This window comes from Micromonospora sp. URMC 106, assembly GCF_051386395.1.
GTDB lineage: Bacteria > Actinomycetota > Actinomycetes > Mycobacteriales > Micromonosporaceae > Micromonospora.
Genome location: NZ_JBPQTP010000052.1, coordinates 1 through 23,752 on the forward strand (window position 1 = coordinate 1; position 23,752 = coordinate 23,752).

Consider the following 23,752-nt stretch of genomic DNA (forward strand, 5'->3'; position numbering starts at 1 on the left):
CTATTTCCCGGAAGTTGTCCGCACCCCGGCCCCGCCTCCGCCGGGATGCGGACAACTTCCGGGAAATAGTGGCCTCAGGGCTGGCGGAGGCCACTACTTCCCTGAAGTTGCGCACGCCGCCACCGACGCCGATGCGCGGCGTCACCGTCGCCAGGGCGAGCCGGACCTCCCGCCCGGCGGCCGCCCCGTCCGGTCGTCGCCGCGTCTGGCGGCCGCCCCGTCCACCGTCGCCACGCCCGGCGGGCGTCCCGCCGGCGCCGGCCGTACGCTGGCGGGGTCCCGTCGAGCCGTGGGGGTGCGCGCCGTGCCGGCACTGACCTATCCGCACGTCGGTGCCACCCGCACCGGGGAGCTGCCGCCCGGGTGGCGGCACGTGCGGCACCGGGTACGGCTGCCCGACTCGTGTTTCGCCGCCGCCGGGGCGGCCGTACTCGGCTGGCGCCTGCACCGGGCGGCCGGCATCCGGATGGACGCGGCAGCCGAGCGCGCGGCGCCCGGGGTGCGGGTGGTCTCCCGGCTGGGCGTCGGGCCGCTGCGGCTGGCCGCGCCCTGCGAGGTGGTCTGGGCCGTCGACGACGACCGGCGGGCCGGCTTCGGCTACGGCACGCTGCCCGGGCACCCGGCCAGCGGTGAGGAGGCGTTCGTGGTCGGTCGCGACGCCGCCGGCCGCGTCTGGTTCGAGGTGGTCGCGTTCAGCCGTCCCGACCGCTGGGTGATGCGCGCGGCCGGGCCCGCGGGCCGGGCCTTCCAGCACGCGTACGCCTGGTGGCTCGGCCGCACCCTGCGCCGCCTCTGCGCCCGCTCCTGACCCCTCCGGCGCGTCACCGCCGACCCGGTCCCGCGAGGGCGCGGCCTGCGGGCGGTCCCCGGTGGCGCGGCGTGCGGGCAGTCACCGGTGGCGGGGGCTTGCGGGCGGCCACCGGTGGCGCGGCTTGCGGGCGGAGAGCGGCGGTCAGAACCGGGCGAAGGAGCGGATCGGCATCCGGGGCCCGTACTTCGGCGCCTGGACGCCCCCGGCCGCCAACAGCACACACACCCGCCCCCGGTGCCCCCGGAACGGCTCCAGCAGGGCCAGCATCCGGGCGTCGTCGCCGCGCGGCTCGCCCGCGAGGGCCCAGGCCACCGTGTTCGGCACGTGGAAGTCGCCGACGCTGACCGCGTCCGGGTCGCCGTACGCGATCCGCACCACCTCGGCGGCGGTCCACGGCCCGATGCCCGCGACGGCGGTGAGCCGGCGGGTGGCCTCGGCGGAGTCCGCGCAGCGTTCCAGCCGGTCCGCGACGGCGGCGGCGCGGCGCAGCGTGTCGGCCCGGCGCTGCTCCACCCCGAACGGATGGAACACCCAGTACGGGGTGGCGGCCACCGCCGCCGGCTCCGGCGGCAGCAGCAGCGGCTGCATCGGTCCGGGCGCCGCCTCGGCGAAGTGCCGCACGGTCGCGGCGTACGCCCGGTACGCCTCCTTGCCGGTCACCTTCTGCTCGAAGACCGCCCGGAGCAGCCGGGGGAAGACCTGACCGGTCGCCGGCATCCGCAGCCCCCGGTGCTGGGCCGCCAGCCGTGCCACCACGGGGTGGCCGGCGGCGAGTTCCGCGAACCCGGTGAGGTCGTCGCGCAGCCCGGCGACGGCGTCCGCCCGCTCGATGACCCAGTCGGCGCCCGGGCCGTAGCCCTCGGCGAGCAGGTCGCCGCCGACCGGCCGCAGGGCGAGGGTGGCCGGCCCGTCGGGGGTGCGGGTGGCCCACCAGAAGGTGCCCGCCGCGATCCGCGCGCAGGGGTCGTACGGGCTGAAGGTCAGCGCCCGGACCGACGCGGCCAGCCGGTACCCGGCCGGCGGGCGCAGCTCCCGACGGGCGGTCGGTTCGGTCCCGGTCACCCGCACATGCTGTCACGCCCCGCCCGCGCGACCGACGACACCGCCGGCGCACGGGGCGCCGGCGGTGCCTCTCCACCGGGCGGACCGGCCGGTGCCCGGCCGTGGGTGCGGGGTGGGGGGACCTCGGCGGTGCGCGCCCGCTGGCATGAGCGCGCCCGCCGCCCTCGTCCGCCCGGGGAAATCCGTGGTCGTTCCTCCGCCTGCGGGCGGGCGACCCGCACCGGGCGCCGGCCCCGCGGGGTCGGCCCCGCGGGGTCGGGACGCGGCGTCGCCGGCGCGCCGGCCGTCGCGCCCCCGCCCGGTGGCCGGCCGCGCCCTCCCCGGCTACGACCGGCCACCGGGTCCGGCGGGATCAGTACGAGTAGTCGCCGCCGCCCTGCTCGGCCTTGTCGTCCGAGGGCGGGGCGACCGGCTTGGGAGTGCCGGTCGGCAGGCAGGTCAGGTTCTTCTTGCCGTCCGGGGCGACCACGAACCAGGTGCCGCCGACGCCCTGGCCCTTCCACTGGCCGGGCTTCTTGTCGCCGATGTAGCGGTAGAGCGGCCAGCCGTCGAGGGTGATCTGCCGGGTGCCGTCCTGCCGGGTGACCGTGCCGACGTTGTCGTCGGAGACGCCGTTGAGCTCCGGGTTGCCGTCGGTCAGCGCCGGGGGCCACACCTCGGCGCACTTGTCGACGCAGTTCGACGTCGGCGGGTCGTTGGTGTCCTTGTCGAAGCGGTAGAGGATCCAGCCGTCCTGGTCGGTGACCACGCTGCCCATCCGGGCGACCTTCCTGCCGTTGAGCTCCTCGGTCAGTTCCACGTCGGCCGGGGGCGGCACGTCGGCCGCCGGAGCCTCCGGGGACGCCGAGACCTCGGGCTCGGCCGCCGCGGTGGGTTCGGCCGCGGCGACGGCGACCGGCTCGGCCGCGCTCGAGTTCGCCCCGTCGTAACCCGCGGGAGCGCAGGCCGTCAGTGCGACCATCGCGCTCGCGACGATGGCGGTTCGCTTCAGCTGTGCCACGTGCCCTCCTCATTCTCGGCAGTACGCCGGGTAATACGGCGCGACGGCTGTCAAGGTTGAATGCGGAACGGTGGTCAATTTCACAGGGAATAGTTGAACCGATCCCGCGCGGAATCCGTGTCCCGGTTCGGGACGGCGATTTCCGGAGAACGGCACAACCGATCGGCGCCGGTCATTGTCGTCAACCGGCGCCGATCGGGCGGTGGAAATTACATCGGCACGGTGACCAGCGGGCTCGCCACCCCCGAGGCGTCCACCGACTGCACCTGGAACTGTTTGATCTCCGTCTTGCGGGTGGACGTGGTGGCCGACAGGGTCAGGGCCTCGGAGTTCGCGTTGGTGCCGTAGCCGGTGCCCGGCACCGACCAGGTGGAGATCACCTCGCTGGTGTTGTTCTTCCGCACCACCACCAGGCGGCAGGCCCGCGGCCCGGGCAGCCTCGCCAGGGTGAAGTTCACGCTGGTGCCGAACTGCTTCGAGGCGACGAAGAACGTGGCCTGCACGCCGGTGGTCTGGTCGGTGACGTTGGTCTTCTCGCCCTCCACGGCGACGGGACCGCCCAGGTTCGGGTCGTTCGGGTCGCTGGACGCGGTCACGGTCGGGCGTTCCACCGGGGCGGTGGCGGTCGGCTCCGCCACCACCTCCGGCGCGCTGTCCTCGGCGATGCTGACGAAGCCGATCGCGGTCAGCCCGCCGAAGACCACCACCGCCGCCGCCGTGGCGAGCAACTGCCGGAACCGGCTGCGCCGCCGGTGCGCGCGGACCGCCCCCAGCGTCCGGTCCAGCAGGGCGGGGTCGGTCTGCGTCTGCTCCACCGCGGCCATCGTCTCGCCGTCGATGTCGGAGAGCATGCCGACGACCGGAACCATCGTCTCCAACTCGGCGGCGCAGGCCCAGCAGGTGGCGAGGTGCTCCTCGAACCGTTGTGTGTCGTGCTCGTCCAGCACGCCCAGCGCGTACGCCGCGACGTCCATGTGGTCCGCCCGGCTCATTCCGTCACCCCCCGTTCCTGCAGAGCCGTGCGCAGCGCGCGCAGCGCGTAGTAGACCCGCGACTTGGCGGTGCCGAGCGGCAGGCCCAGCTCCTCGGCCGCCTCGGGCACCGTCCGACCCCGGAAGTACGTCGCCACCAGGATCTCGCGGTGCGACTGGCTCAGCGTACGCAGCGCGTCCGCCACCGTCATCGTGCGCAGCACCCGGTCGGTGCTGTCCGCCTCGGCGAACGCGGTCAGGTCCCGGTCGTACGTCTCCGCCGGCCGGGCCTGCTCGCTGCGGTGCTCGTCGATGGCGATCCGACGGGCCACCGTGACCAGCCACGGCCGCAGCGAACCCTGCCCCTGCGCCCCCAGCCGGTGCGCGTTGCGCCACGCCCGCAGCAGCGTCTCCTGGACGATGTCCTCCGCCCGCTGCCGGTCGCCGCCGGTGAGCCGCATGACGAACGCCAGCAGCGGCCCGGCGTGCTCGGCGTAGAGCAGCCGGATCAGCCGGTCCGAGTGGCCGGCCTCGGCCGACGGCGCCTGGTGGCGTCCGGGGGCGGAGCGCGGCGTCACCGGCCCATTCTGGCGAGGCGTCGGACGGGCGTCGACCCCACTAGCCGACGCTCCCGGCCGGGACTGGGACCGCGCGGACATCCAGTCCGGCTGCACCCTGTCGCCGTGCCAACCGGCCGCCACCGCATGCATGCAGACCTCCGGGTGTCCGATGACATCGGCCGTCCCCCTCGGGCACGGCCGCCCGGTGGTACGCAGCGCCCCCGCGAACGGATCAACGGCGCACGGAAAAAATTCCGGGCGGCGGCGGGGTCGAGTCGGTGGCGTCGGCGTCGTGGACCACCGGGGCGCCGCCGGTGAACCGGTCGAGTTCCTCGCCGGCGAGCACCCGGCCGGGGAACCAGTCCCCGGCGGCGCGCCGGGTCAGCTCCGGCACCGGCGGCTCGCCCCGGCCCGCCACCAGCACCAGGTTGCCGTAGCGCCGCCCGCGCAGCACCGCCGCGTCACCGACCAGGCAGGCGCGGGGCAGCACCGAGCGGACCGTGGCGACCTGCCCCCGCGCGTGGCGCAGCGGCGGGCCGTCGGCGACGTTCGCCAGGTGGAAGCCGTCGGGGCGCAGCACCCGGGCCACCTCGGCGGCGTACTCCACCGAGGTGAGGTGGGCCGGGGTGCGCGCGCCCGCGAACACGTCGGCCACCACCACGTCGTAGCCGGCGTCCCGGCTGGCGGCGAGCACCGCGCGGGCGTCGGCCACCCGCACCCTGAGCCGGAAGTCCGCCGGCCAGGGCAGGGCGCGGCGGACCAGCTCGACCAGCGCGCCGTCCACCTCGACCACCCGCTGGGTGGAGCCGGGCCGGGTGGCCGCCACGTAGCGGGGCAGGGTCAGCGCCCCGCCGCCGAGGTGCAGCACCCGCAGCGGCGCGCCGGCCGGGGCCACCAGGTCGATCGCGGCGGCCAGCCGCCGGACGTACTCGAACTCCAGGTGCGTCGGGTCGGTCAGGTCCACGTGCGACTGCGGCGCGCCGTCCAGCAGCAGCGTCCACGAGCCCGGCCGGTCCGGATCGGGCACCAGCTCGGCCTGCCCGGTGTCCACCCGCGCGGCCACGGTCTCGGTGGCCCGCCTGCGCCCCATCAGCGGCGGGCCCGGGCGGCGGCCGTGAGCACCCGGTGCAGCAGCCGCGCGTCGCCGAGCAGGGCCCGCAGCCGGCGCTCCAGGCCGGCGATCGGGATGAGGTTCTGCGGCGCCCGCGGGTCCTTGTAGGGGGTGGAGGCGAACCGGGGCAGCGTCACCAGCGACAGGTCGGCCAGCTCCACCGCCTCGTCGACGCTCAGCTCGGCGGAGCACTCCATCCGGACGATGCCCGCCCACGGGGCGCCGAGGGCCACCGGCAGCCGCAGATACCACGACCAGCCGCCCCACGCCGTGCCGAGCCGGAACACCGGCGACCGCTCGCCGGCCGCCAGCCCGGTGACCACCGCCGTCAGCCGGGCGTCGAGGTACTGGCTGTGCTGCGTCTTGATGTAGCCCAGGGTGCGGGGCAGCTGCCGCCGGTTGCGCAGCGGGCCGTCGACGACCAGCAGGTCGCCGTCCGTGCGGGCCGCCCCGGAGACCTCCACCTCCAGCGCGGTCAGCGGCCCCTGCACGGCGGCGGGGAGCTTGTTCAGCTCGCCCGTGCCGCTGACCCGGTGCACCGGGTAGCGGACGCTGCCGGCGACCACGTCCACCGCGGACGGGCTGGCGGTGAACAGGCCACGGCCGACCTTCGCCCCGGCGAGCTGCGCCGCGCCGCGCTCCAGGTCGCACCGGACCACCCCGGCCGCGTACGACGCGGCCAGGCCGGGGAAGGAGGCGCCGTCGTCCTCCGCCGTCCAGACGCTCGCGTCGATCCGGCGCACCCCGTCGACCAGCAGCACCACGTCGGGGGCGCGCACGCCGGGGCGGGGCCCGATGGCCCGCCAGTCGACGGCGGGCAGCTCGACGTCCGCCTCGACCTGGGCGCTGCTCGGCGCGGCGGGACCGCCGCCGGACGCCTCGAACGAGGCACCGTACGCCGGGTCCCAGGCGTCGACGAAGAACCGGGGATCGGTCACCGGGGCGAGCCTCCCGTCGTGGACCGGGGGAGGCCGCGGCGGCCCCCGCTCACCGGCCGGTCCGCTCGACGCGGGCCGACCGGGCGTCCTTGCTGACCTCGAAGCGGACCGGGATGCGTTCGGCCAGCGCCGGCACGTGGGTGACCACCCCGACCATCCGGTCGCCCCGGGCGGCCAGATTCTCCAGGGTGGCGGCCACCGTGTCGAGCGTCGCCGCGTCCAGCGTGCCGAAGCCCTCGTCCAGCACGATCGACTCCAGGCTCGCCGCCGTGGTGGACATCCCGGCGAGCTGCTCGGACAACGCCAGCGCCAGCGCCAGCGACGCCTGGAAGGTCTCGCCGCCGGACAGGGTGCGCACGCCCCGGCGCAGCCCGGCGTCGTGGTGGTCGACGACGAAGAACTCGCCCTTGTCGTGCACCAGGTCGTACTGCCCGCCGGAGAGCTCCCGCAGGATGCCGGAGGCGCCGTCGACCAGCAGGTCCAACGCCTCGGCCAGCAGCCACCGCTCGAAGTTGTTGGCCCGCAGGTGCCCCGCGAGGGCCCGGGCCACCTGCGCCTCGCGCTCGTACCCGGCCCGCTGCTCGCGCAGCCCACCGGCCTGCTCGCGGCGGCGCTCCAGCTCGCGCAGGTCGGCCTCGGCCCGTTCCAGGGCGCGGTCGGCGGCGCGTACCGGATCGTCGGTGGCCGGCAGCCCGGCGGCGGCGAGGATGCCGGCGATGCGCTCGCCGACGCCGGCCGCCACCGCCTCGGCCTCCGCCACCGCGGCGGCCCGGCCCGCCCGCTCGGCGCGGCGGCGCTCCGCCTCCGCGCCGGCCCAACCGGTGAGGACGGCCCACGCCGCGCCGAGGTCCTCGCGGTCGGCCGCCGGCGGACCGAACCGGGCCAGCCCGTCGCGGGTGGCGTCGAACGCCCGCCAGGTCGCGCGCAGCCGCTCCTCGGCGGCGTCCACCGCCGCCCGGGCCCGCCGCGCCGCCTCCCGGCCGGCGCGCACCGCCGCCGCCGACTCCTCCAGCGCCCGGCGCAGCCGCGCGTGGTCGTCGAGCTCGCGGCGCAGCACCGCCGGCTCGGCCGCACCGGCCAACTGCCCGTCCAGCTCGGCCAGCCGGGCGTCCAGCTGGTCCTGCCGGGCCCGCGCCCGCACCAGCACCCGCTCCAGCTCGCGGGCCGCGGCGTCGCGCTCCTGCACCACCGCCTGGGCGGCCTTGGTGGCGGCCCGCGCCGCCCGCCCCGCCGCCGTGGCGGCGGCGACCGCCGAGTCCGCCGGCACCGCCGGCACCCTCGCCACGGTCTGCTCGCAGACCGGGCAGGTCGCCCCGTCGCGCAGGTGCGCCCGCAGCGCCACCGCCTGGTCGGTCGCCTTGGCCTCCTCGTGGGCCCGGAAGGCGGCCTCCAGCTCGGCCTCGGCCCGCTCGGCCGCCGCCCGCGCCTGCGCCAGCGCCGCCACCGCGGCGGCGTGTTCGCCCTGCGCCGCACCCACCGCCGCGCGGACCGTCTCCGCCTCGCCGGCCAGCTTCTCCCGGTCGGTGTACGCCCGCAGCAGCAGCCGCAGCGCGCTCTCGTCGCCGGCGGCGGCCAGCTCGCCGCGGAGCTTCTCCTCCCGCTCCTCGGCCAGCGACACCGCCGTCGCCGCCTCGTCCGCGTCGGCCCGCGCCGACGCCACCGCCCGGGCGACCTCGGCCACCCCGTCGGGCGCGCGCACGGCGGCCAGCACCGCCAGGTCGGCGTCGAGGGCGGCCAGCGCCGCAGCCGCCTCCCGCGCCGTCGTCCGGGCCGCCGCCAGCTCGGGTACGGCCTCCGTCACGGCCCCGACCAGCTCCCGCATCCGGTCGACCTGTCCGGTGGCCGCCGCCAGCGCGGCGTCGTCGACGTCGGCGAGCCCGGCGAGCGCCTGGTCGACCGCCTCCAGCTTCGCCTCGGCCTGCGCGGCGCGCGCGGTCGCCTTCTTCTGCACCTCCTCGTAGACCCCGAGGCCGAGCAGGTTGACCAGGATCTGCTGCCGGGTGGCCGGCTTGGCGTGCAGGAAGTCCGCGAACTGCCCCTGCGGCAGCACCACGCAGCTGGTGAACTGCTCGTACGGCAGCCCGACCGCCTCCAGCACCGCCTGCTCCATCTCGGCCGGGGTGCCGGCGACCACCTCGCCGAGGTCCTCCGGGCTCAGCCCGGTGTCGAGCTTGGTTACGTCGAAGCCGGCGGGCATGAGCTGCAACCCGGCGTTGGCCGTCTTGACGTTGCCCCGTCCGTCCCGGCGCACCACCCGGGTCGCCACGTAGCGGGCGCCGCCGGACTCGAAGACCAGCCGGACGCGCGCCTCGGTGGCCGAGGGCGCGAGGGCGTTGGCCAGCCCCCGGGTGCCGCCCCAGCGGGGCACCGTGCCGTAGAGGGCGAAGCAGATCGCGTCGAGCACCGTCGACTTGCCCGAGCCGGTCGGCCCGACCAGGGCGAAGAAGTCGGCGTCGGTGAAGTCGATCGTGGTCTCGTCCCGGAAGACGGTGAAGCCCGCCATGTCCAGCCGCATCGGCCGCATCAGTGGTCGACCTCCTCGAAGAGCTCGTCGAAGAGCTCCCGCACCCCGTCGTCGGTGTGCCCCCGGCTGTCCAGGTAGTCGGCGAAGAGCTGCCGGGGCGAGCGGCCGGCCCGCTGCGCCGCCCGCGCCCCGCTGCCCGGGGCGGGCACCAGCTCGGGGTCGATCCGGATCTCCAGGGCGCGGGGGAGCAGCTCCTGGACCTCCTCGCGCAGCCCGGCGCGCGGCTGCTCCCGCACGAACACCCGCAGCCAGGCGTCCGGCACCTCCAACTCGGCGAGCTGGGCCAGGGTGCCCCGGACCGTCCGCAGCGTGGCCGCGGCGGGCACCGGCACCTCGCGGACCTGCGCCGCCGTGGTCGCCGTGACCTCGACGACCGTCACCGACGGGACGTTCTCCTGCTCCCCGAAGTCGACGGCCAGCGGGCTGCCGCTGTAGCGGATCGGGCAGGGGCCCTGCACCCGCTGCGAGCGGTGCAGGTGGCCCAGCGCCACGTAGTGCGCGGTGCCGGGGAAGACGGTCGCCGGCACCGCGTAGCCCAGGACGGTGTGCGCGTCCCGCTCGCCGCCGCCGGTGGCCGCGCCGACCACGGTCAGGTGGGCGGTGACCAGGTGCACCCGGTCCGGTTCCGTGAAGCTCTCGGTCAGCCGGCCCAGCACCCGGCCCAGGTGGTCGGCGTACGTCTGGGTGGCCTCGGCGGCGGTCAGCTCGTACATCTCCACGGCGCGGATGGCGTAGCGCTGGGAGAGGAACGGCAGCGCCGCCAGCCGCCAGCGCTCGCCGCCGGCGGTCGTGCCGTCGATGACGTGCTCGTCCGGATTCTCCCGGACGCCGCCGCGCAGGGTGATCCCGGCGGCCTCGGCCCAGGGGCGCAGCGCGTCGAGGGCCTGGCCGTTGTCGTGGTTGCCGCCGATGGCCACCACGTCGGCGCCGGTGCGGCGCAGCGCGGTCAGGGCCCGGGTGACCAGCCGGGTCGCCTCGGGCGTCGGCGCGCCGGTGTCGTAGAGGTCACCGGCGACGATGACCAGGTCGGGCCGCTCCGCCCGGGCGACGTCGATCACCCCGGCGAGGACCTGCTTGTGCTCCTCGGCGCGCGACTGGCCCTTGAGGACCTTGCCGACGTGCCAGTCGGAGGTGTGCAGGATCTTCACGGTGACAGCCTTTCGTTCGCGACTGCGGGGCTCGCAGGCTCACTCCTCGCGCTCACCGGTCCGCCCTCAGAAGGGGATGTCGTCGTCGGAGGTGCCGCCACCGGAGCCGACGACCGCGAACGGGTCGACGGACTGGGTGATCGACCGCAGCGTCTCCGACGGCGCCCGGCCGGCCTCGGAGACCCGGGTGGCCCAGGCCGGGAACGGGAACTCCAGGCAGAGTGGCACCGGGATGTCGGGCTGGTTGACGAACATCGTGCCGGGCTTGGCCAGCAGGGCGCGCTGCCGCTGGGCGGGCGGCAGGAAGCCGTACTCCGGGCGGGACGCCTCGGCCGGGTCGAGCCGGCCCACCACCCGGATCGCCGAGTTGGTGACGATCCGGCGCTCCACCTCGCTCGCCGTCTGCTGGGCGCCGACCAGGATCACCCCGAGCGAGCGGCCCCGCTCGGCGATGTCGAGCAGCACCTCCTTGATGGGGGAGGAGCCCTCACGGGGGGCGTACTTGTTGAGCTCGTCGAGCACCACGAAGAGCAGCGGCTTGGCGGTGCCGGACTTCTCCTTGCGCTCGAACTCGCTCTTGAGGGTCACGCCGACCACGAACCGCTGCGCGCGGTCCGGCAGGTTGTGCAGGTCGACCACCGTGACCTGGGCGCTCTCGGCGGTGTTGATCGAGTGCGGGCGGCGGGTGGCCAGGTCGCCCCGGATCAGCCGGGACAGGTCCTTCTTGCTGCCGATCAACCGCCGGGCGAACGCGTTGACCGTGCCCAGCCCGACCGCGCTGCCGGCCCAGCCGGAGCGGGTCTCGTCGTCGTTGAGCTGCTCGACGACGTGGTCGACCAGGTCGGCGTACGAACCGAGCCGCACCCCGTCGATGCTCACCCCGCCGTCGGCGGGCTGGGCGTGCCGGGCCAGGTGCGCGGCGACCGAGTGCACGACCATCGTGTACTGCTGGCGCTCGTCGTCGGCGTCGGCGAAGACGTAGGGCAGCAGGCGGTCGGCGCAGAACTCGGTCAGCGTCCAGTAGAAGCTGTCCACCCCGGTGAGCCGGCTGCTCACGTCGGGCGTGCCGGAGGAGTCGCCGACCCGCGGCGGGGCGTAGACCCGCACGTCGGGGAACGCGCCGGCGGTCAGGCCGAGCTTCGCGTACGCGGCCCGGGTGGCGTCGTCGAGCCGGGTGTTGGGGTGGTCGAGGAAGAGCAGGTCCTCGCCTTTGACGTTGAAGATGAGCGCCTTGGCGTTGACGGCGTCGCCGCCGAGCACCCCGGAGCGGAAGACGGAGTAGAGCAGGAAGGTCGCGAAGCTCGTCTTCGTGGCGACGCCGGAGATGCCGGAGATCGACACGTGTGCGCCCCGGCTGCCGTCGAGGAAGTCGGCGTTGAGGTAGACCGGCACCCCGTCGCGGCCCATCCCCATCGGGATCCGCCGCTCCATCCGGTCGAAGTGCAGCGCCCGGGCCCGGGCGTCGCCCTCGGCCCGGTGCACCACCGCGCCCGGCGAGGGCGGCACGTAGAGCTCCGGGTCGACCCGGGTGGTGGTGATCTCGGCGGCCTCCTGCACCTGGGCGGGCAGCGTGCCGTCGGCGATGGCGAAGACGTCGGAGTCGAACTGGGCGCCCTCGTGCCGGGCGCGCACCTGGGTGACCACCCCGGCGATCGTCACCGGCTCGCGGTCGGGCAGCTCCCGGCGGGTCACCACGACGTCGTCGAGCTGGAGGTAGCTGCCGGGGGAGACCGCGGTCCAGAACTGCAGCGGGGTGGCGTCGGCCGTGCCCAGCACCCGGCCGACCTCCTCGCCCGGGCCGTCGAACCCGTCGTCAGTCATCGGGCAACTCCGGTCGGCTGGTCGTCGCGGTCGGGGCACACGTGGTGCATCCTGCCGCAGGAGTACGACACGTTGCCACGCGACGCGGCGGACGCCACGCCGCCCCGCCGGTCACCCGTCGCAGCGTGCCCGACCGACCACGCTCAGTCGCGGGCGTAGCGGAGCATGAGGACGCCGTCGGCCGCGGCGAGCACGTGCCGCAACGGCAGGTGGCGCACCGCGCTGGCGTCCCCGGCGGTGATCCGCCCCGGACCCGCGCCGGCGAGCAGCGGGGCGACGGTGAGGCAGACCTCGTCCACCAGATCGGCGGCGGTGAGCGCGCCGAACAGCCGCGGGCCGCCCTCGCAGAGCAGTTGGTCGAGGCCGCGGCGGCGCAGCTCGGCCAGGCCCTCGGCGAGGTCCACCCGGTCGTCGCCGCAGCGCACCACGTCGGCGACGTCGGTCAGGCCGGTCGGCGCCGCCGCCCCGACCCGGGTGAGCACCACGGGCCGCACCGGCGCGTCGGCGAACGCGGCCTGCGCCGGGTCGAGGTCGAGCGAGTCGGAGACGACGACGAGGGTCGGGTACTCCGGCAGGCCGTGCGCGCGGCGCCAGGCCCGGCGCCGCTCGTCGAGCCGGACCGCGCGGTAGCCCTCGTGCCGCAGTGTGCCGGCGGCCACGACCAGCGCGTCGCAGAGCATTCGCAGCAGGCCGAATACCCGCTTGTCCGGCTCGCCGGAGAGCCCGGCGGAGTAGCCGTCGACGGAGACCGCGCCGTCGACGCTGGTCACGAAGTTCACCCGCAGGTGGGGGCGGTCCGCGCGACCGTAGTGCGCCGCCAGCGCGGTGTCGTCCAAGGGCTGCGGCGACGGGTCCGGCCAGAGCGCCGAAATCGGGATTCCGACGCTCATTCGCCGGCCGGACCGGTGACCGGAGGGGTGGGTCGGGGGGTACGGTGCTGGCAGTCGCACCAGTTCCGGCCCGGACAGTCGTCGTGCCGCCTCGCCCGGCACGCTCGGCAGATCATGCTCGCAGCCTATGCCGAGGAAGGATGGGACAGCATGCCGCGTCAGATCTTCCAGCTGAAGATTTCCCTGGCCGGGGTCCGGCCGCCCGTCTGGCGCCGGGTGCTCGTCCCGGGCGGCTACACGCTGGACCGGCTACACCGGGTGGTGCAGCACGCCATGGGCTGGCGGGACTGCCACCTGCACTCGTTCGAGATCGAGGGCCGGCAGTACGGCGAGCCCGACGCCGACGGCGAACTGGCCCTGCACGACGAGCTGGACGTCCGGCTCGACGCGGTGGTCGGCAAGGGCAGCCGGTTCCACTACACCTACGACTTCGGCGACTGGTGGGAGCACGACCTGGTGGTGGAGGACGCCTTCACCGCCGACCCGGACGAGCGCTACCCCTCCTGTCCGGACGGCGAGCGGGCGTGCCCGCCGGAGGACGTCGGCGGCCCGGTCGGCTACCAGGCCCTGCTGGCCGCGCTGGCCGATCCGGGCCACCCCGAGCACCGGTCGATGCGGGACTGGGTGGGCGCGGGCTTCGACCCGGCCGCCTTCGACGCCGGCCGGGCCGGCACCCTGCTGCGCCGGTTCTGCTGACGTCGGCCGGTCCCCGCGTCCCGCCGGGCCGGTTCTGCCGACACCGGCCGGTCCCCGCGTCCCGCCGGGCCGGTTCCGCTGACGCCACCGGTCGGTCGCCCCGCCGGGCCGCCTCCGCCTCCGCATCCGCCTCGGCCTCCGCCTCCGCCTCGGCCTCCGCCTCCGCCTCCGCTGCCGCGGCTCGGCCCGCGCGTCCCCGCTGAACCGTTTCGGCAGCCGGAGTCCCTGCCCGCGTCCGCGCGCCGGTGACCGGCCCGGCGTCGCCGACCCCGGTCGCTGAACCGATTCGGCCGCTGCCGGCACCCCTGGCGCGGTGCCGGCCAGCGGGCCAGTCGGCATCCCGACCCGCTCAAACCGCCTCGGCGGTAACGATCTGGGAACGCTCCCATAGTCCTATTGACACCCCTGACACCCGCCGGCAATCTCATGGGAGCGCTCCCGAGAACGTGGCACGGCTCACCCGCGCCCGCTCCGGCCGCCCACCGCCGGTCCGCCCGGCGTCGGCGGCGCGCACGGCACCCCCCACCACACCCGATAGAAGCCTCACCACCGAAAGAGGGGTCAGGATGAGCCTCACCACGCGGCGTACCCGCATGGCGGCCGCCGCCCTGGCCGCGATCACCGCCCTCGGCGGCCTCGCGGCCTGCGGCAACGACGACGACGCGCCGGCGGCCGGCGAGAAGCCGGCCAAGCTGGTCGTCGACACGTTCGGCGAGTTCGGCTACGACGAGATCATCAAGCAGTACGAGAAGGACACCGGCATCAAGGTCGAGCTGCGCAAGATCGCCCAGCTCAACGAGTACCGGCCGAAGATCGTCCGGGCGCTGGCCACCGGCAAGGGCGCGGCCGACGTGGTCGCCCTCGAAGAGGGCATCCTCAACGAGTTCAAGGCCAACCCGGCGAACTGGGTCGACCTCGCCCCGCTGGTCGCCGACCACAGCAAGGACTACCTGCCCTGGAAGTACGAGCTGGGCAAGGCGCCGGACGGCCGGCTGATCGGGCTGCCGACCGACGTCGGCAGCCTCGCCGTCTGCTACCGGCGCGACCTCTTCCAGGCCGCCAAGCTGCCGGTCGAGCGCGACCAGGTGGCCGCGCTCTGGCCGGACTGGAACGCCTTCATCGACACCGGCAAGAAGTACCGCGCCGCCACCGGCAAGGGCCTGCTCGACTCGGTCACCACCGCCGCCAGCGCGGTGATGTTCCAGCAGGGCGGCGACCTGTTCTACGACAAGGACGACAACGTCGTCGCCGACAAGAGCGCGGCGGTGAAGACCTCCTGGGACACCGCGGTCGCGATGGCGGACGCCAACATCACCGCCGAGACGGCCACCTGGTCGCCGGAGTGGTCGGCCGGCTTCAAGCAGGGCACCTTCGCGGCCACCTTCTGCCCGTCCTGGATGCTCGGCATCGTCTCGGACAACTCCGGCCCCGAGAACAAGGGCAAGTGGGACGTCGCCCCGGTGCCGGGCGGGGCCGGCAACTGGGGTGGCTCCTGGCTCGGTGTGCCGACGCAGAGCAAGCACCAGAAGGAGGCGGCGAAGCTCGCCGAGTACCTGACCAGCGCGCAGAGCCAGGTGGCGGCGTTCAAGCTCAAGGGCCCGCTGCCGACCAACCTGGAGGCGCTGAAGAACCCGGAGTTCCTCGCCTACACCAACGAGTACTTCAACAACGCGCCGACCGGCAAGATCTTCGGTGACAGCGTCGCCAAGATCCAGCCGCTGCACCTCGGCCCGAAGCACCAGGCGGTGAAGGAGAACGCGTTCGAGCCGGCGCTGCGCTCGTACGAACAGGGGCAGGCCACGAAGGACAAGGCCTGGGAGCAGTTCACCAAGGACGCCAAGACGCAGGGCGCCTTCTGACCCACCTCGTCGCCAGGTGGCGTCCGGGTCGACACCCGGACGCCACCGGCGCCGTCCCGTTCCGCCCCCGGACGCCATCGGCGCCGTCCGCGTAAGAGCGCCTGGGCGTCGGCGCGGGCCCGTGCCGACGCCGGGAAAGGACCCCGCATGAGCCTCTCGGCCACGACGGCGCCGCCGTCGCCCGCCGCACCGCCACCCCGCCCGCACTCCCGGCGCCGGTCCCGGTCGCACTCGCTGACCCGCCTGGACCTGAAGTACTCGCCGTACCTGTACATCGCGCCGTTCTTCGTGATCTTCGGCATCTTCGGGCTCTACCCGATGCTGCGGACCGCGTGGATGTCCCTGCACGACTGGAACCTGATCGGCGACCACAGCTTCGTCGGGTTCGACAACTACGTCGCCCTGGTCAAGGACGACTACTTCTGGAATGCCACGCTCAACACGTTCGGCATCTTCCTGCTGTCGACCATCCCGCAGTTGCTGCTCGCCCTGTTCCTGGCGAGCCTGCTCAACCGCACCTTCCTGCGCGCGCGCACGTTCTTCCGGATGGCGATCTTCATGCCGAACGTGGTCTCGGTGGCCGCCGTGGCGATCGTCTTCGGCATGCTCTTCCAGCGCGACTTCGGCGTGATCAACTGGCTGCTCGGTTTCGTCGGGGTCGACCCGGTCGACTGGGACGCCGAGCGCTGGAGCTCCTGGACCGCCATCGCCTCCATGGTCAACTGGCGGTGGACCGGCTACAACACCCTGATCCTGCTCGCCGGCATGCAGGCCATCCCGCGCGACCTGTACGAGGCGGCGGCGCTCGACGGCGCCAACCAGTGGAAACAGTTCTGGCGGATCACCCTGCCGATGCTCACGCCCACCTTCGTCTTCGTGGTGATCCTGTCCACGATCGGCGGGCTCCAGCTCTTCACCGAGCCGCTGGTCTTCGCCAACGGCAACATCATCGGCGGCGACCAGCGCGAGTTCCAGACCCTGGCCATGTACATGTACGAGCTGGGCATCGAGAACCTCAACACCGCCGGCTACGGCGCCGCGGTCGCCTGGGCGATGTTCCTGATGATCGCCCTCGTCTCGGGGATCAACTTCCTGCTCGTCCGCCGTACGGTGAAGTGAGGAACGCCCAGATGAACTCGGCCTCCCGGCGCCTGTGGCGCACCAGCCCGCTGACCTACGTCGCGCTCGTCCTGGCGGCGCTCTTCTCGATCTACCCGTTCTACTACATGGTGGTCATCGCCACCCGCAGCCTGGACTCGATCAACGACGTCCCGCCGCCGGTCACGCCGGCCGGGTCGTTCGGCGACAACTTCGGCCGGGTGCTCGACAACGAAGCGGCGAACTTCCTCACCGGCCTGCTCAACTCGGTGATCGTCTCCGGCATCGTGACGGTCTCCGTGGTGATCACCGGCTCGCTGGCCGGCTTCGCCTTCGCCAAGCTGCGCTTCCGGGGCCGCAACGCCCTGCTGCTGACCATCATCGTCACGATGATGATCCCGACCCAGCTCGGGCTCATCCCGCTGTGGGGCATGATCCAGGACCTCAACTGGTTCGACACCCTCTACGCGGTGACCGTGCCGTTCCTGGTCAGCGCGTTCGGCGTGTTCATGATGCGGCAGTACGCGACCCAGGCCATATCCGACGAGCTGATCGAGGCGGGCCGGATGGACGGGGCGAGCACCTTCCGGATCTACTGGAACATCGTGCTGCCCGCGCTGCGCCCGGCCGCCGCCGTGCTCGGCCTGCTCACGTTCATGGAGACCTGGAACTCGTTCCTGTGGCCGTACGCGGTGCTCACGTCGGAGAACCCGACGCTCCAGGTCTCGCTGGCGCTCCTGTCGTACGCCTACTACACCGACTACTCGCAGGTGTTCGCCGCCACGGCGGTCGGCACCCTACCGTTGGTCGTCGTGTTCATCGTGTTCGGCCGCCAGATCGTTGGCGGGATCATGGAAGGTGCCGTCAAGTCGTGAGCAACCCCGCCACCCCACCCGCCGTCGGCGTCCTCGACGACCGTCCGCCGTTGACCTTCCCGCCGGGCTTCCTCTGGGGCGCGGCGACCGCCGCGTACCAGATCGAGGGCGCGGCGACGGAGGGTGGCCGGACCGCGTCGATCTGGGACACCTTCAGCCACACCCCCGGCCGGGTGGTCGCCGGGCACACCGGCGACGTGGCCTGCGACCACTACCACCGCCTCGACGCGGACGTCGCGCTGATGGCCGAGCTGGGCCTGAAGTCGTACCGGTTCTCGGTGTCCTGGCCGCGCGTGCAGCCCGGCGGCTCCGGCCCGGCCAACGCCGAAGGGCTCGACTTCTACTCGCGGCTGGTGGACGAGCTGCTGGCGCACGGGATCGAGCCGTGGCTCACCCTCTACCACTGGGACCTGCCGCAGCCGCTGGAGGACGCCGGCGGCTGGCCGGCCCGGGACACCGCCGCGCGGTTCGCCGAATACACCACCCTGGTCGCCGACGCGCTCGGCGACCGGGTGCGCTACTGGACCACGCTCAACGAGCCGTGGTGCTCGGCGTTCCTCGGCTACGGCTCCGGCGTGCACGCGCCGGGCCGCTCCGACGGGGCGGACGCCGTCCGGGCCGGGCACCACCTGATGCTGGGCCACGGCCTCGCCGTGCAGGCGCTGCGGGCGGCCCGGCCGGCCGCCGAGGTCGGGGTGACGGTCAACCTCTACCCGGTCACGCCGGCCAGCGACGCGCCCGCCGACGTCGACGCCGCGCGCCGCATCGACGGGCTGGCCAACCGGTTCTTCCTCGACCCGCTGTTGCGCGGGGCGTACCCGGCGGACCTGATGGCCGACCTCGCCCGGGTCACCGACTTCGGGCACGTGCGCTACGGCGACCTGGCGACCATCGCCACCCCGCTGGACCTGGTGGGCGTCAACTACTACAGCCGCCACGTGGTCGCCGCTCCGGTCGAGGGCGCCGAGCCGGAGCCGTACTGGCGTTCGCCGTCCTGCTGGCCGGGCAGCGAGGACGTCCGGTTCGTCACCCGGGGCGTTCCGGTCACCGACATGGACTGGGAGATCGACGCCCCCGGCCTGGTGGAGACGCTGCGCCGGGTCCACGAGGAGTACACGGACCTGCCGCTCTACGTCACCGAGAACGGCTCCGCCTTCGTGGACTCGGTGGTCGACGGGCAGGTCGACGACGTCGACCGGCTGGCGTACTTCGACGCCCACCTGCGCGCCGCGCACGAGGCGATCGGGGCCGGGGTGCCCCTGCGCGGATACTTCGCCTGGTCGCTGATGGATAATTTCGAATGGGCCTGGGGTTACACCAAGCGGTTCGGGATGGTCTACGTCGACTACGACAGCCAGGTTCGCATCCCCAAGTCCAGCGCCAGGTGGTACGCCGAGGTGATCCGACGCAACGGTCTGGCCGCACAATAGGCGAGGGCCAGCCATCAAGGGGCGGCCCCGGCAGCCACCCGCACAGGGTGGGGCCGGGGCCGGCCCGCCGTCGGAGGAGCAGACGATGACAACGCAGCGCACCCGGTCGCTCGGGCGCCCGACCCTCGACGCCGTCGCCGCCCGCGCCGGCGTCGGCCGCGGGACGGTCTCCCGCGTGGTCAACGGCTCACCGCAGGTGAGCCCCGAGGCGCGCGCCGCGGTGCAGCAGGCCATCGCCGAGCTGGGGTACGTGCCGAACCGCGCCGCCCGCGCCCTGGTGACCCAGCGCACCGACTCGATCGCCCTGGTGGTCTCCGAGTCCGGCGACCGGGTCTTCACCGAGCCGTTCTTCGCCGGCATCGTCCGGGGTGTCAGCTCCGGGCTGCTGGAGACGCCCCTGCAGCTCTGGCTGGCGATGGTGCAGTCGCCCATCGAGCGGGAGCGGGTCGAGCACCACCTGACCAACCAGCACGTCGACGGGGTCCTGCTGCTGTCGCTGCACGACTCCGACCCGCTGCCCACCCTGCTCGAGGAGCGCGGCCTGCCCACCGTGCTCGGCGGGCGGCCGGCCCGGATGCTGCAACCGGGCGCGCAGCCCGCGTACTACGTCGACGTGGACAACATCGGCGGCGCCCGCCGGGCGGTGGAACACCTGGCCGGCCGGGGGCGGCGGCGCATCGCCACCATCGCCGGCCCGCAGGACATGGGCGCCGGCCTGGGCCGGTTGACCGGCTACAAGGAGGCGGTCAGGGCCGCCGGGGGCGGGGTCAACCCCGACCTGATCGCGTACGGGGACTTCAGCGAGGGCAGCGGGGCGGCGGGGATGCGCCGGCTGCTGGAGGTCTGCCCCGACCTCGACGCCGTCTTCGTCGCCTCCGACCTGATGGCGTTCGGGGCGCTGCGGGCGCTGCGCGAGGCGGGCCGGCGGGTGCCGGAGGACGTCGCGGTCGTCGGCTTCGACGACGCCCCGATCGCCCGGCAGTCCGATCCGCCGCTGACCACGGTCTTCCAGCCGGTGGAGGAGATGGGCAGGCAGATGGCCCGCCTGCTGGTCTCCCGCATCCGCGGCGACGAGCTTCCGTCCCCCCACATCCTCCTCGACACCCAGCTCGTCGAACGCGCCTCCGCCTGACCCCGGCCCGCCGCCGACCGCCCGCCCCGGGTGCGGCCCGCCGGTGCCACCGGCCCGTGCCTGCACCGCATCCGCCCCGGACGGTGACGCTCGGTGTGCCTGTCGAGCTGAGTCGTTTTCGACATCGCCGCCGACCGGTGGGTGGTGTTTCGGTGTGCCTGTCGAGCTGGATCGTTTCGACGTCACTGCCGGCGGGTGGGCGGCGCTTCGGTGTGCCTGTCGAGCTGGATCGTTTCGACGTCGCCGCCGGCGGGTGGGTGACGCTCGGTGTGCCTGTCGAGCTGAGTCGTTATCGACATCATCATCACCACCACCAGCGGCGGCGACGCTCCGGCGTGCCTGTCGAACGGGGTCGGCTACGACTTCACCGCCGACCGCCGACCGCCGACCGCCGACCGCCGACCGCCGACCGCCGACCGCCGACCGGCGACGCGCCGGTCCGGCGATGGGGGTGGCGAGGCCGGCGCGGCGGTTGCCCGTCGGGCGGCCGGGGTCGCCGCCGCCCTGCGCGAACGCGGCGTCGGCCGGCAGACCCGGGTCGGCGTCTGCGTTGAGTCGTTTGTGACATCAGCTCGACAGCGTCGGTGGGGCACCATGCCGCCCGGCCGGGGCCGGATCTGGCGCGGGTCCGGTCGGTGCCGTGGTCAGTCGGACCAGCGGCGGAGTTCGCGCCTGGCGAGTGAGGCGCGGTGCACCTCGTCCGGGCCGTCGGCCAGGCGCAGGGTGCGGGCCTGCGCCCAGAGGGCGGCCAGCGGGGTGTCCTGGCTGACGCCGGCGCCGCCGTACGCCTGGATGGCCTTGTCGATCACCCACTCGGCCATCGCCGGCGTGGCGATCTTGATGGCCTGGATCTCGGTGTGCGCGCCCTTGTTCCCCACGGTGTCCATCAGCCAGGCGGTCTTGAGTACCAGCAGGCGGGCCTGCTCGATGCGCACCCGAGACTCGGCGATCCACTCGCGGACGACGCCCTGCTCAGCGAGCGGTCGGCCGAACGCCACCCGCTCCGTGGCCCGCCGGCAGAGCAGCTCCAGGGCCCGCTCCGCCATGCCGACCAGCCGCATGCAGTGGTGGATCCGGCCGGGGCCGAGCCGGGCCTGGGCGATCGCGAATCCCGTGCCCTCCGCCCCGACCAGGTTCTCCGCCGGTACCCGGACGTCGGTGAAGTCGATCTCGGCGTGCCCGCCGTGCGGGGCGTCGCTGTAGCCGAACACCGTCATGCCCCGGCGGACCGTGACGCCGGGGGTGTCGCGCGGCACCAGGATCATGCTCTGCTGGCGGTGCCGGTCGGCCTCCGGGTCGGTCTTGCCCATGACGATGAAGATCTCGCAGCGTGGATCCATCGCCCCCGACGACCACCACTTGCGTCCGTTGATCACGTAGTGGTCGCCGTCCCGGGTGATCCGGGTGGCGATGTTGGTCGCGTCCGAGGAGGCGACCTCCGGCTCGGTCATGCAGAACGCCGAGCGGATCTCCCCCTCCAGCAGCGGACGCAGCCAGCGCTCCTGCTGCTCCGGCGAGCCGAACTCGGCGAGCAGCTCCATGTTGCCCGTGTCCGGGGCGGCGCAGTTGACCGCCTCGGGCGCGATGTGCGGGCTGCGCCCGGTCAGCTCGGCCAGCGGGGCGTACTGGAGGTTGGTCAGCCCGGCGCCGTGGCGCGGGTCGGGGAGGAAGAGGTTCCACAGGCCGCGCTTGCGCGCCTCGACCTTCAGCTCGGCCAGCACCGGCGGCCGGGCCCACGGGTCGCCGGCGGCGGCGACCTGCTCGGCGTGCACCGGCTCGGCGGGGTAGACGTGCTGCTCCAGGAACTCGGTCAGCTCGGCCCGCAGCTGTTCCGTGCGGGCGTCGTACGCGAAGTCCATCACCGCTCCCTGGCGGCGGTCAGCCCGTGCTCGACCAGCGGTGCCACCATGTCGCCGATCCGGTCGAAGCCCTCGCCGAGCGTCTGCCCGAGCGTGTGCCGGTAGTGGATGCCCTCGCAGATCACCGCGAGCTTGAAGCAGCCGAGCGCGACGTGCCAGTGCAGCGGCCCCACGTCGACGTCGCCGCGCCCGGCGTACCGTTCGATGAGCTCGGACCCGGTGGGGAATCCGGCGCGCGGGCCGAGCCCGTCGGCGACCGGGTTGCCGGCGGCCGAGTCGCTCCCGCCGAGCACGTCCCAGTAGGTCAGCAGCAGACCGAGGTCGGCCAGCGGGTCGCCGAGGGTGGCCATCTCCCAGTCGAGCACCGCCCGGACGGCCACCGGGTCGACGGTGGCGAGGAGGTTGTCCAGCCGGTAGTCGCCGTGCACGATCCGGCCGGCGTTGGCGCCCTCCGGCGCGGTGGCGGCGAGCAGGTCGCGCAGCTCCTCGATCCCGGGCAGCGGCCGGCTGCGGGACCGGTCGAGCTGGCCGGACCAGCGGCGGACCTGCCGGGCGAGGTAGCCCTCCGGCCGGCCGAAGTCACCCAGCCCCACCGATGCCGGCTCGACGGCGTGCAGGGCGGCCAGCGTGTCCATCATCGCCATCGCCAGCTCCCGCCGCTGGCCGGCGCTGAGCGGATCGGTCTGGGCGCGGGTGCGGAACACCTCGCCGCGCACCCGTTCCATCAGGTAGAACGGCGCACCGATCACCTCGGGGTCCGCGCAGAGCAGCAGCGCCCCGGGAACCGGCACGTCGGTCGGCGCCAGCGCGGAGATCACCCGGTATTCCCGGGTCATGTCGTGCGCGGTGGCCAGCACGTGCCCGAGTGGCGGGCGGCGCAACACGACCTCCTGCCCGCCCGCGTGCAGCAGGTAGGTCAGGTTTGACTTGCCGCCGGCGATCAGCCGGGCCCGCAGCGGCGCGCCGGCCAGCTCGGGCCGGTGCCGCGCCAGGTAGCCGGCGAGCCGGTCGAGGTCCAGCCCGCGGGGGGCGGTGGAGGGAACGGGAGCGTCCCCCGACCCGTGCGCGTCGACGGCCGGCTCGGTCATCCGATTAGTTGATGGCAGCTCCGCCATGTTGTCAAGGTCGGATTTGACCCTCGGGACATGACGCTGCAACAGGGGCGAAACGGCCACCGGTCAGGCTGGTGCCCAGCCTGCCGGCCACCGGTGCCGGCCCGCCGAGCGGAGGGTCAGACATGTTGCTACGAGTTCGGGTCACCCTGCCGGACCGTCCGGGCACGCTCGGCCAGGTGGCGCGCACCATGGGCGTCTCCGGCGCGGACATCGTCCAGGTGGTCGTGCTGGAGCGGCTCGGCGGGCGGGCCGTGGACGACTTCACCGTGGTCTGGCCGGGCGCGGCGCGGGTCGAGCGGCTGCTGGCCGGGCTCGCCGCGATCCCCGGCGTCCGGGTGGACGGGGTGTGGCGGGCGATCGGCGCGCCCACCACCACCGGACAGGACGCCGAGCTGCTGGCCCAGGTCGCGGCGAACCCCGCCGAGGGGGTGGCCATCCTGGTCGACGCCGTGCCGGGGCTGCTCGCCGCGGACTGGGCCGTCGCCGCGGTGGTGCCGGTGGACTGGGCTTCGCGGAGCGGCGCCGCCGGGGAGGCGACCGTCGGGCCGGCGAGTTGGCGGGCCCCCGTACCGCCGCGGCTGCCGGAGGTGACCCCGCTGCGCGCCCGGGCGATGACCGCGCCCGACGGCGAGCACTTCGCGGTCGCGCCGTTCGGTCGGGCCGGCCTGGTGCTGGTGGTGGCCCGCGAGCGCGCCGGGACGCCGGCCGCGGCGGCGTTCCACTCCACCGAGGTGGACCGGCTGGCGCAGCTCGTCCGGGCCAGCGCGGTGATCCTCGGCGACCGGCTCGACCTGGTCGGGGCCCCGCCGGTCGTGGTGAACCCGTGACACCGGCCGCGCGGCGGGGCGGTGT

20 protein-coding genes are annotated in these 23,752 nt (G+C 74.5%); 8 read left to right on the top strand and 12 right to left on the bottom strand.

All coding sequences use genetic code 11. The features are described from left to right. Window positions 1-289: 289 nt before the first annotated feature. The gene (locus ACSNOB_RS17500; protein WP_436687620.1) at window positions 290-808 is read left to right on the top strand and encodes a DUF1990 family protein; all 519 of its coding nucleotides are present in this window, start codon (window positions 290-292) and stop codon (window positions 806-808) included. Window positions 809-952: 144 nt separating this feature from the next. On the opposite strand, the gene ACSNOB_RS17505 is transcribed toward ACSNOB_RS17500, so the two are convergent. From ACSNOB_RS17505 to ACSNOB_RS17550, 10 genes are all read right to left on the bottom strand, one after another. Continuing rightward, window positions 953-1,873 carry a DNA-3-methyladenine glycosylase family protein gene (locus ACSNOB_RS17505; RefSeq protein WP_436687621.1) on the bottom strand — a complete coding sequence of 307 codons (921 nt, stop codon included), beginning with the start codon at window positions 1,871-1,873 and terminating at the stop codon, window positions 953-955. A gap of 352 nt (window positions 1,874-2,225) precedes the next feature. After that, window positions 2,226-2,873, bottom strand: a complete 648-nt coding sequence (locus ACSNOB_RS17510) for a COG4315 family predicted lipoprotein (RefSeq protein ID WP_436687622.1) — start codon at window positions 2,871-2,873, stop codon at window positions 2,226-2,228. 209 nt (window positions 2,874-3,082) lie between these two features. Then, the gene (locus ACSNOB_RS17515; RefSeq protein ID WP_436687623.1) at window positions 3,083-3,865 is read right to left on the bottom strand and encodes an anti-sigma factor family protein; all 783 of its coding nucleotides are present in this window, start codon (window positions 3,863-3,865) and stop codon (window positions 3,083-3,085) included. Beyond that, a complete protein-coding gene (locus ACSNOB_RS17520; protein WP_436687624.1) occupies window positions 3,862-4,554 on the bottom strand; it encodes a sigma-70 family RNA polymerase sigma factor in 693 nt (230 codons plus the stop codon). Before ACSNOB_RS17520 ends, ACSNOB_RS17515 begins: the two co-directional genes overlap by 4 nt. 82 nt (window positions 4,555-4,636) lie before the next feature. Next, entirely contained in the window at window positions 4,637-5,494 is an 858-nt protein-coding gene (locus ACSNOB_RS17525; protein WP_436687625.1) for a spermidine synthase, read from the bottom strand. Then, entirely contained in the window at window positions 5,494-6,453 is a 960-nt protein-coding gene (locus tag ACSNOB_RS17530) for a hypothetical protein (protein ID WP_436687626.1), read from the bottom strand. The genes ACSNOB_RS17525 and ACSNOB_RS17530 overlap by 1 nt, the downstream gene beginning before the upstream one ends. Before the next feature lie 49 nt (window positions 6,454-6,502). Further along, a complete protein-coding gene (locus tag ACSNOB_RS17535; protein WP_436687627.1) occupies window positions 6,503-8,977 on the bottom strand; it encodes an AAA family ATPase in 2,475 nt (824 codons plus the stop codon). Further along, window positions 8,977-10,125: an exonuclease SbcCD subunit D gene (locus ACSNOB_RS17540; protein WP_436687628.1), complete on the bottom strand. Its 1,149-nt coding sequence runs from the start codon at window positions 10,123-10,125 to the stop codon at window positions 8,977-8,979. Before ACSNOB_RS17540 ends, ACSNOB_RS17535 begins: the two co-directional genes overlap by 1 nt. Before the next feature lie 66 nt (window positions 10,126-10,191). Then, entirely contained in the window at window positions 10,192-11,946 is a 1,755-nt protein-coding gene (locus ACSNOB_RS17545; RefSeq protein ID WP_436687629.1) for an ATP-binding protein, read from the bottom strand. Window positions 11,947-12,089: 143 nt separating this feature from the next. Then, the gene (locus ACSNOB_RS17550) at window positions 12,090-12,836 is read right to left on the bottom strand and encodes a pyrimidine reductase family protein (RefSeq protein ID WP_436687630.1); all 747 of its coding nucleotides are present in this window, start codon (window positions 12,834-12,836) and stop codon (window positions 12,090-12,092) included. A 150-nt stretch (window positions 12,837-12,986) separates the two neighbouring features. On the opposite strand from ACSNOB_RS17550, the gene ACSNOB_RS17555 reads away from it, so the two are divergent. From ACSNOB_RS17555 to ACSNOB_RS17580, 6 genes are all read left to right on the top strand, one after another. Then, window positions 12,987-13,532 carry a plasmid pRiA4b ORF-3 family protein gene (locus ACSNOB_RS17555; protein ID WP_393104555.1) on the top strand — a complete coding sequence of 182 codons (546 nt, stop codon included), beginning with the start codon at window positions 12,987-12,989 and terminating at the stop codon, window positions 13,530-13,532. A gap of 566 nt (window positions 13,533-14,098) precedes the next feature. Beyond that, entirely contained in the window at window positions 14,099-15,391 is a 1,293-nt protein-coding gene (locus ACSNOB_RS17560; protein ID WP_436687631.1) for an ABC transporter substrate-binding protein, read from the top strand. A 147-nt stretch (window positions 15,392-15,538) separates the two neighbouring features. Then, on the top strand, window positions 15,539-16,510 hold the full coding sequence (locus ACSNOB_RS17565; protein WP_393104551.1) for a carbohydrate ABC transporter permease: 972 nt from the start codon (window positions 15,539-15,541) through the stop codon (window positions 16,508-16,510). An 11-nt stretch (window positions 16,511-16,521) separates the two neighbouring features. Next, window positions 16,522-17,364, top strand: coding sequence for a carbohydrate ABC transporter permease (locus tag ACSNOB_RS17570; protein ID WP_436687632.1), 843 nt, complete (start codon window positions 16,522-16,524; stop codon window positions 17,362-17,364). Next, window positions 17,361-18,794, top strand: coding sequence for a GH1 family beta-glucosidase (locus ACSNOB_RS17575; protein WP_436687633.1), 1,434 nt, complete (start codon window positions 17,361-17,363; stop codon window positions 18,792-18,794). Before ACSNOB_RS17570 ends, ACSNOB_RS17575 begins: the two co-directional genes overlap by 4 nt. An 85-nt stretch (window positions 18,795-18,879) precedes the next feature. Further along, entirely contained in the window at window positions 18,880-19,926 is a 1,047-nt protein-coding gene (locus tag ACSNOB_RS17580) for a LacI family DNA-binding transcriptional regulator (RefSeq protein WP_436687634.1), read from the top strand. A gap of 644 nt (window positions 19,927-20,570) precedes the next feature. Here ACSNOB_RS17580 and ACSNOB_RS17585 read toward each other — a convergent pair. Together ACSNOB_RS17585 and ACSNOB_RS17590 are read right to left on the bottom strand one after the other, a co-directional pair. Further along, window positions 20,571-21,785 carry an acyl-CoA dehydrogenase family protein gene (locus tag ACSNOB_RS17585; RefSeq protein WP_436687635.1) on the bottom strand — a complete coding sequence of 405 codons (1,215 nt, stop codon included), beginning with the start codon at window positions 21,783-21,785 and terminating at the stop codon, window positions 20,571-20,573. Further along, on the bottom strand, window positions 21,785-22,873 hold the full coding sequence (locus ACSNOB_RS17590; protein ID WP_436687636.1) for a phosphotransferase family protein: 1,089 nt from the start codon (window positions 22,871-22,873) through the stop codon (window positions 21,785-21,787). The genes ACSNOB_RS17585 and ACSNOB_RS17590 overlap by 1 nt, the downstream gene beginning before the upstream one ends. Window positions 22,874-23,022: 149 nt before the next feature. Here ACSNOB_RS17590 and ACSNOB_RS17595 point away from each other — a divergent pair, with 149 nt between their 5' ends. Then, on the top strand, window positions 23,023-23,727 hold the full coding sequence (locus ACSNOB_RS17595; RefSeq protein WP_436687637.1) for an amino acid-binding protein: 705 nt from the start codon (window positions 23,023-23,025) through the stop codon (window positions 23,725-23,727). The last annotated feature ends 25 nt before the right edge of the window (window positions 23,728-23,752 follow it).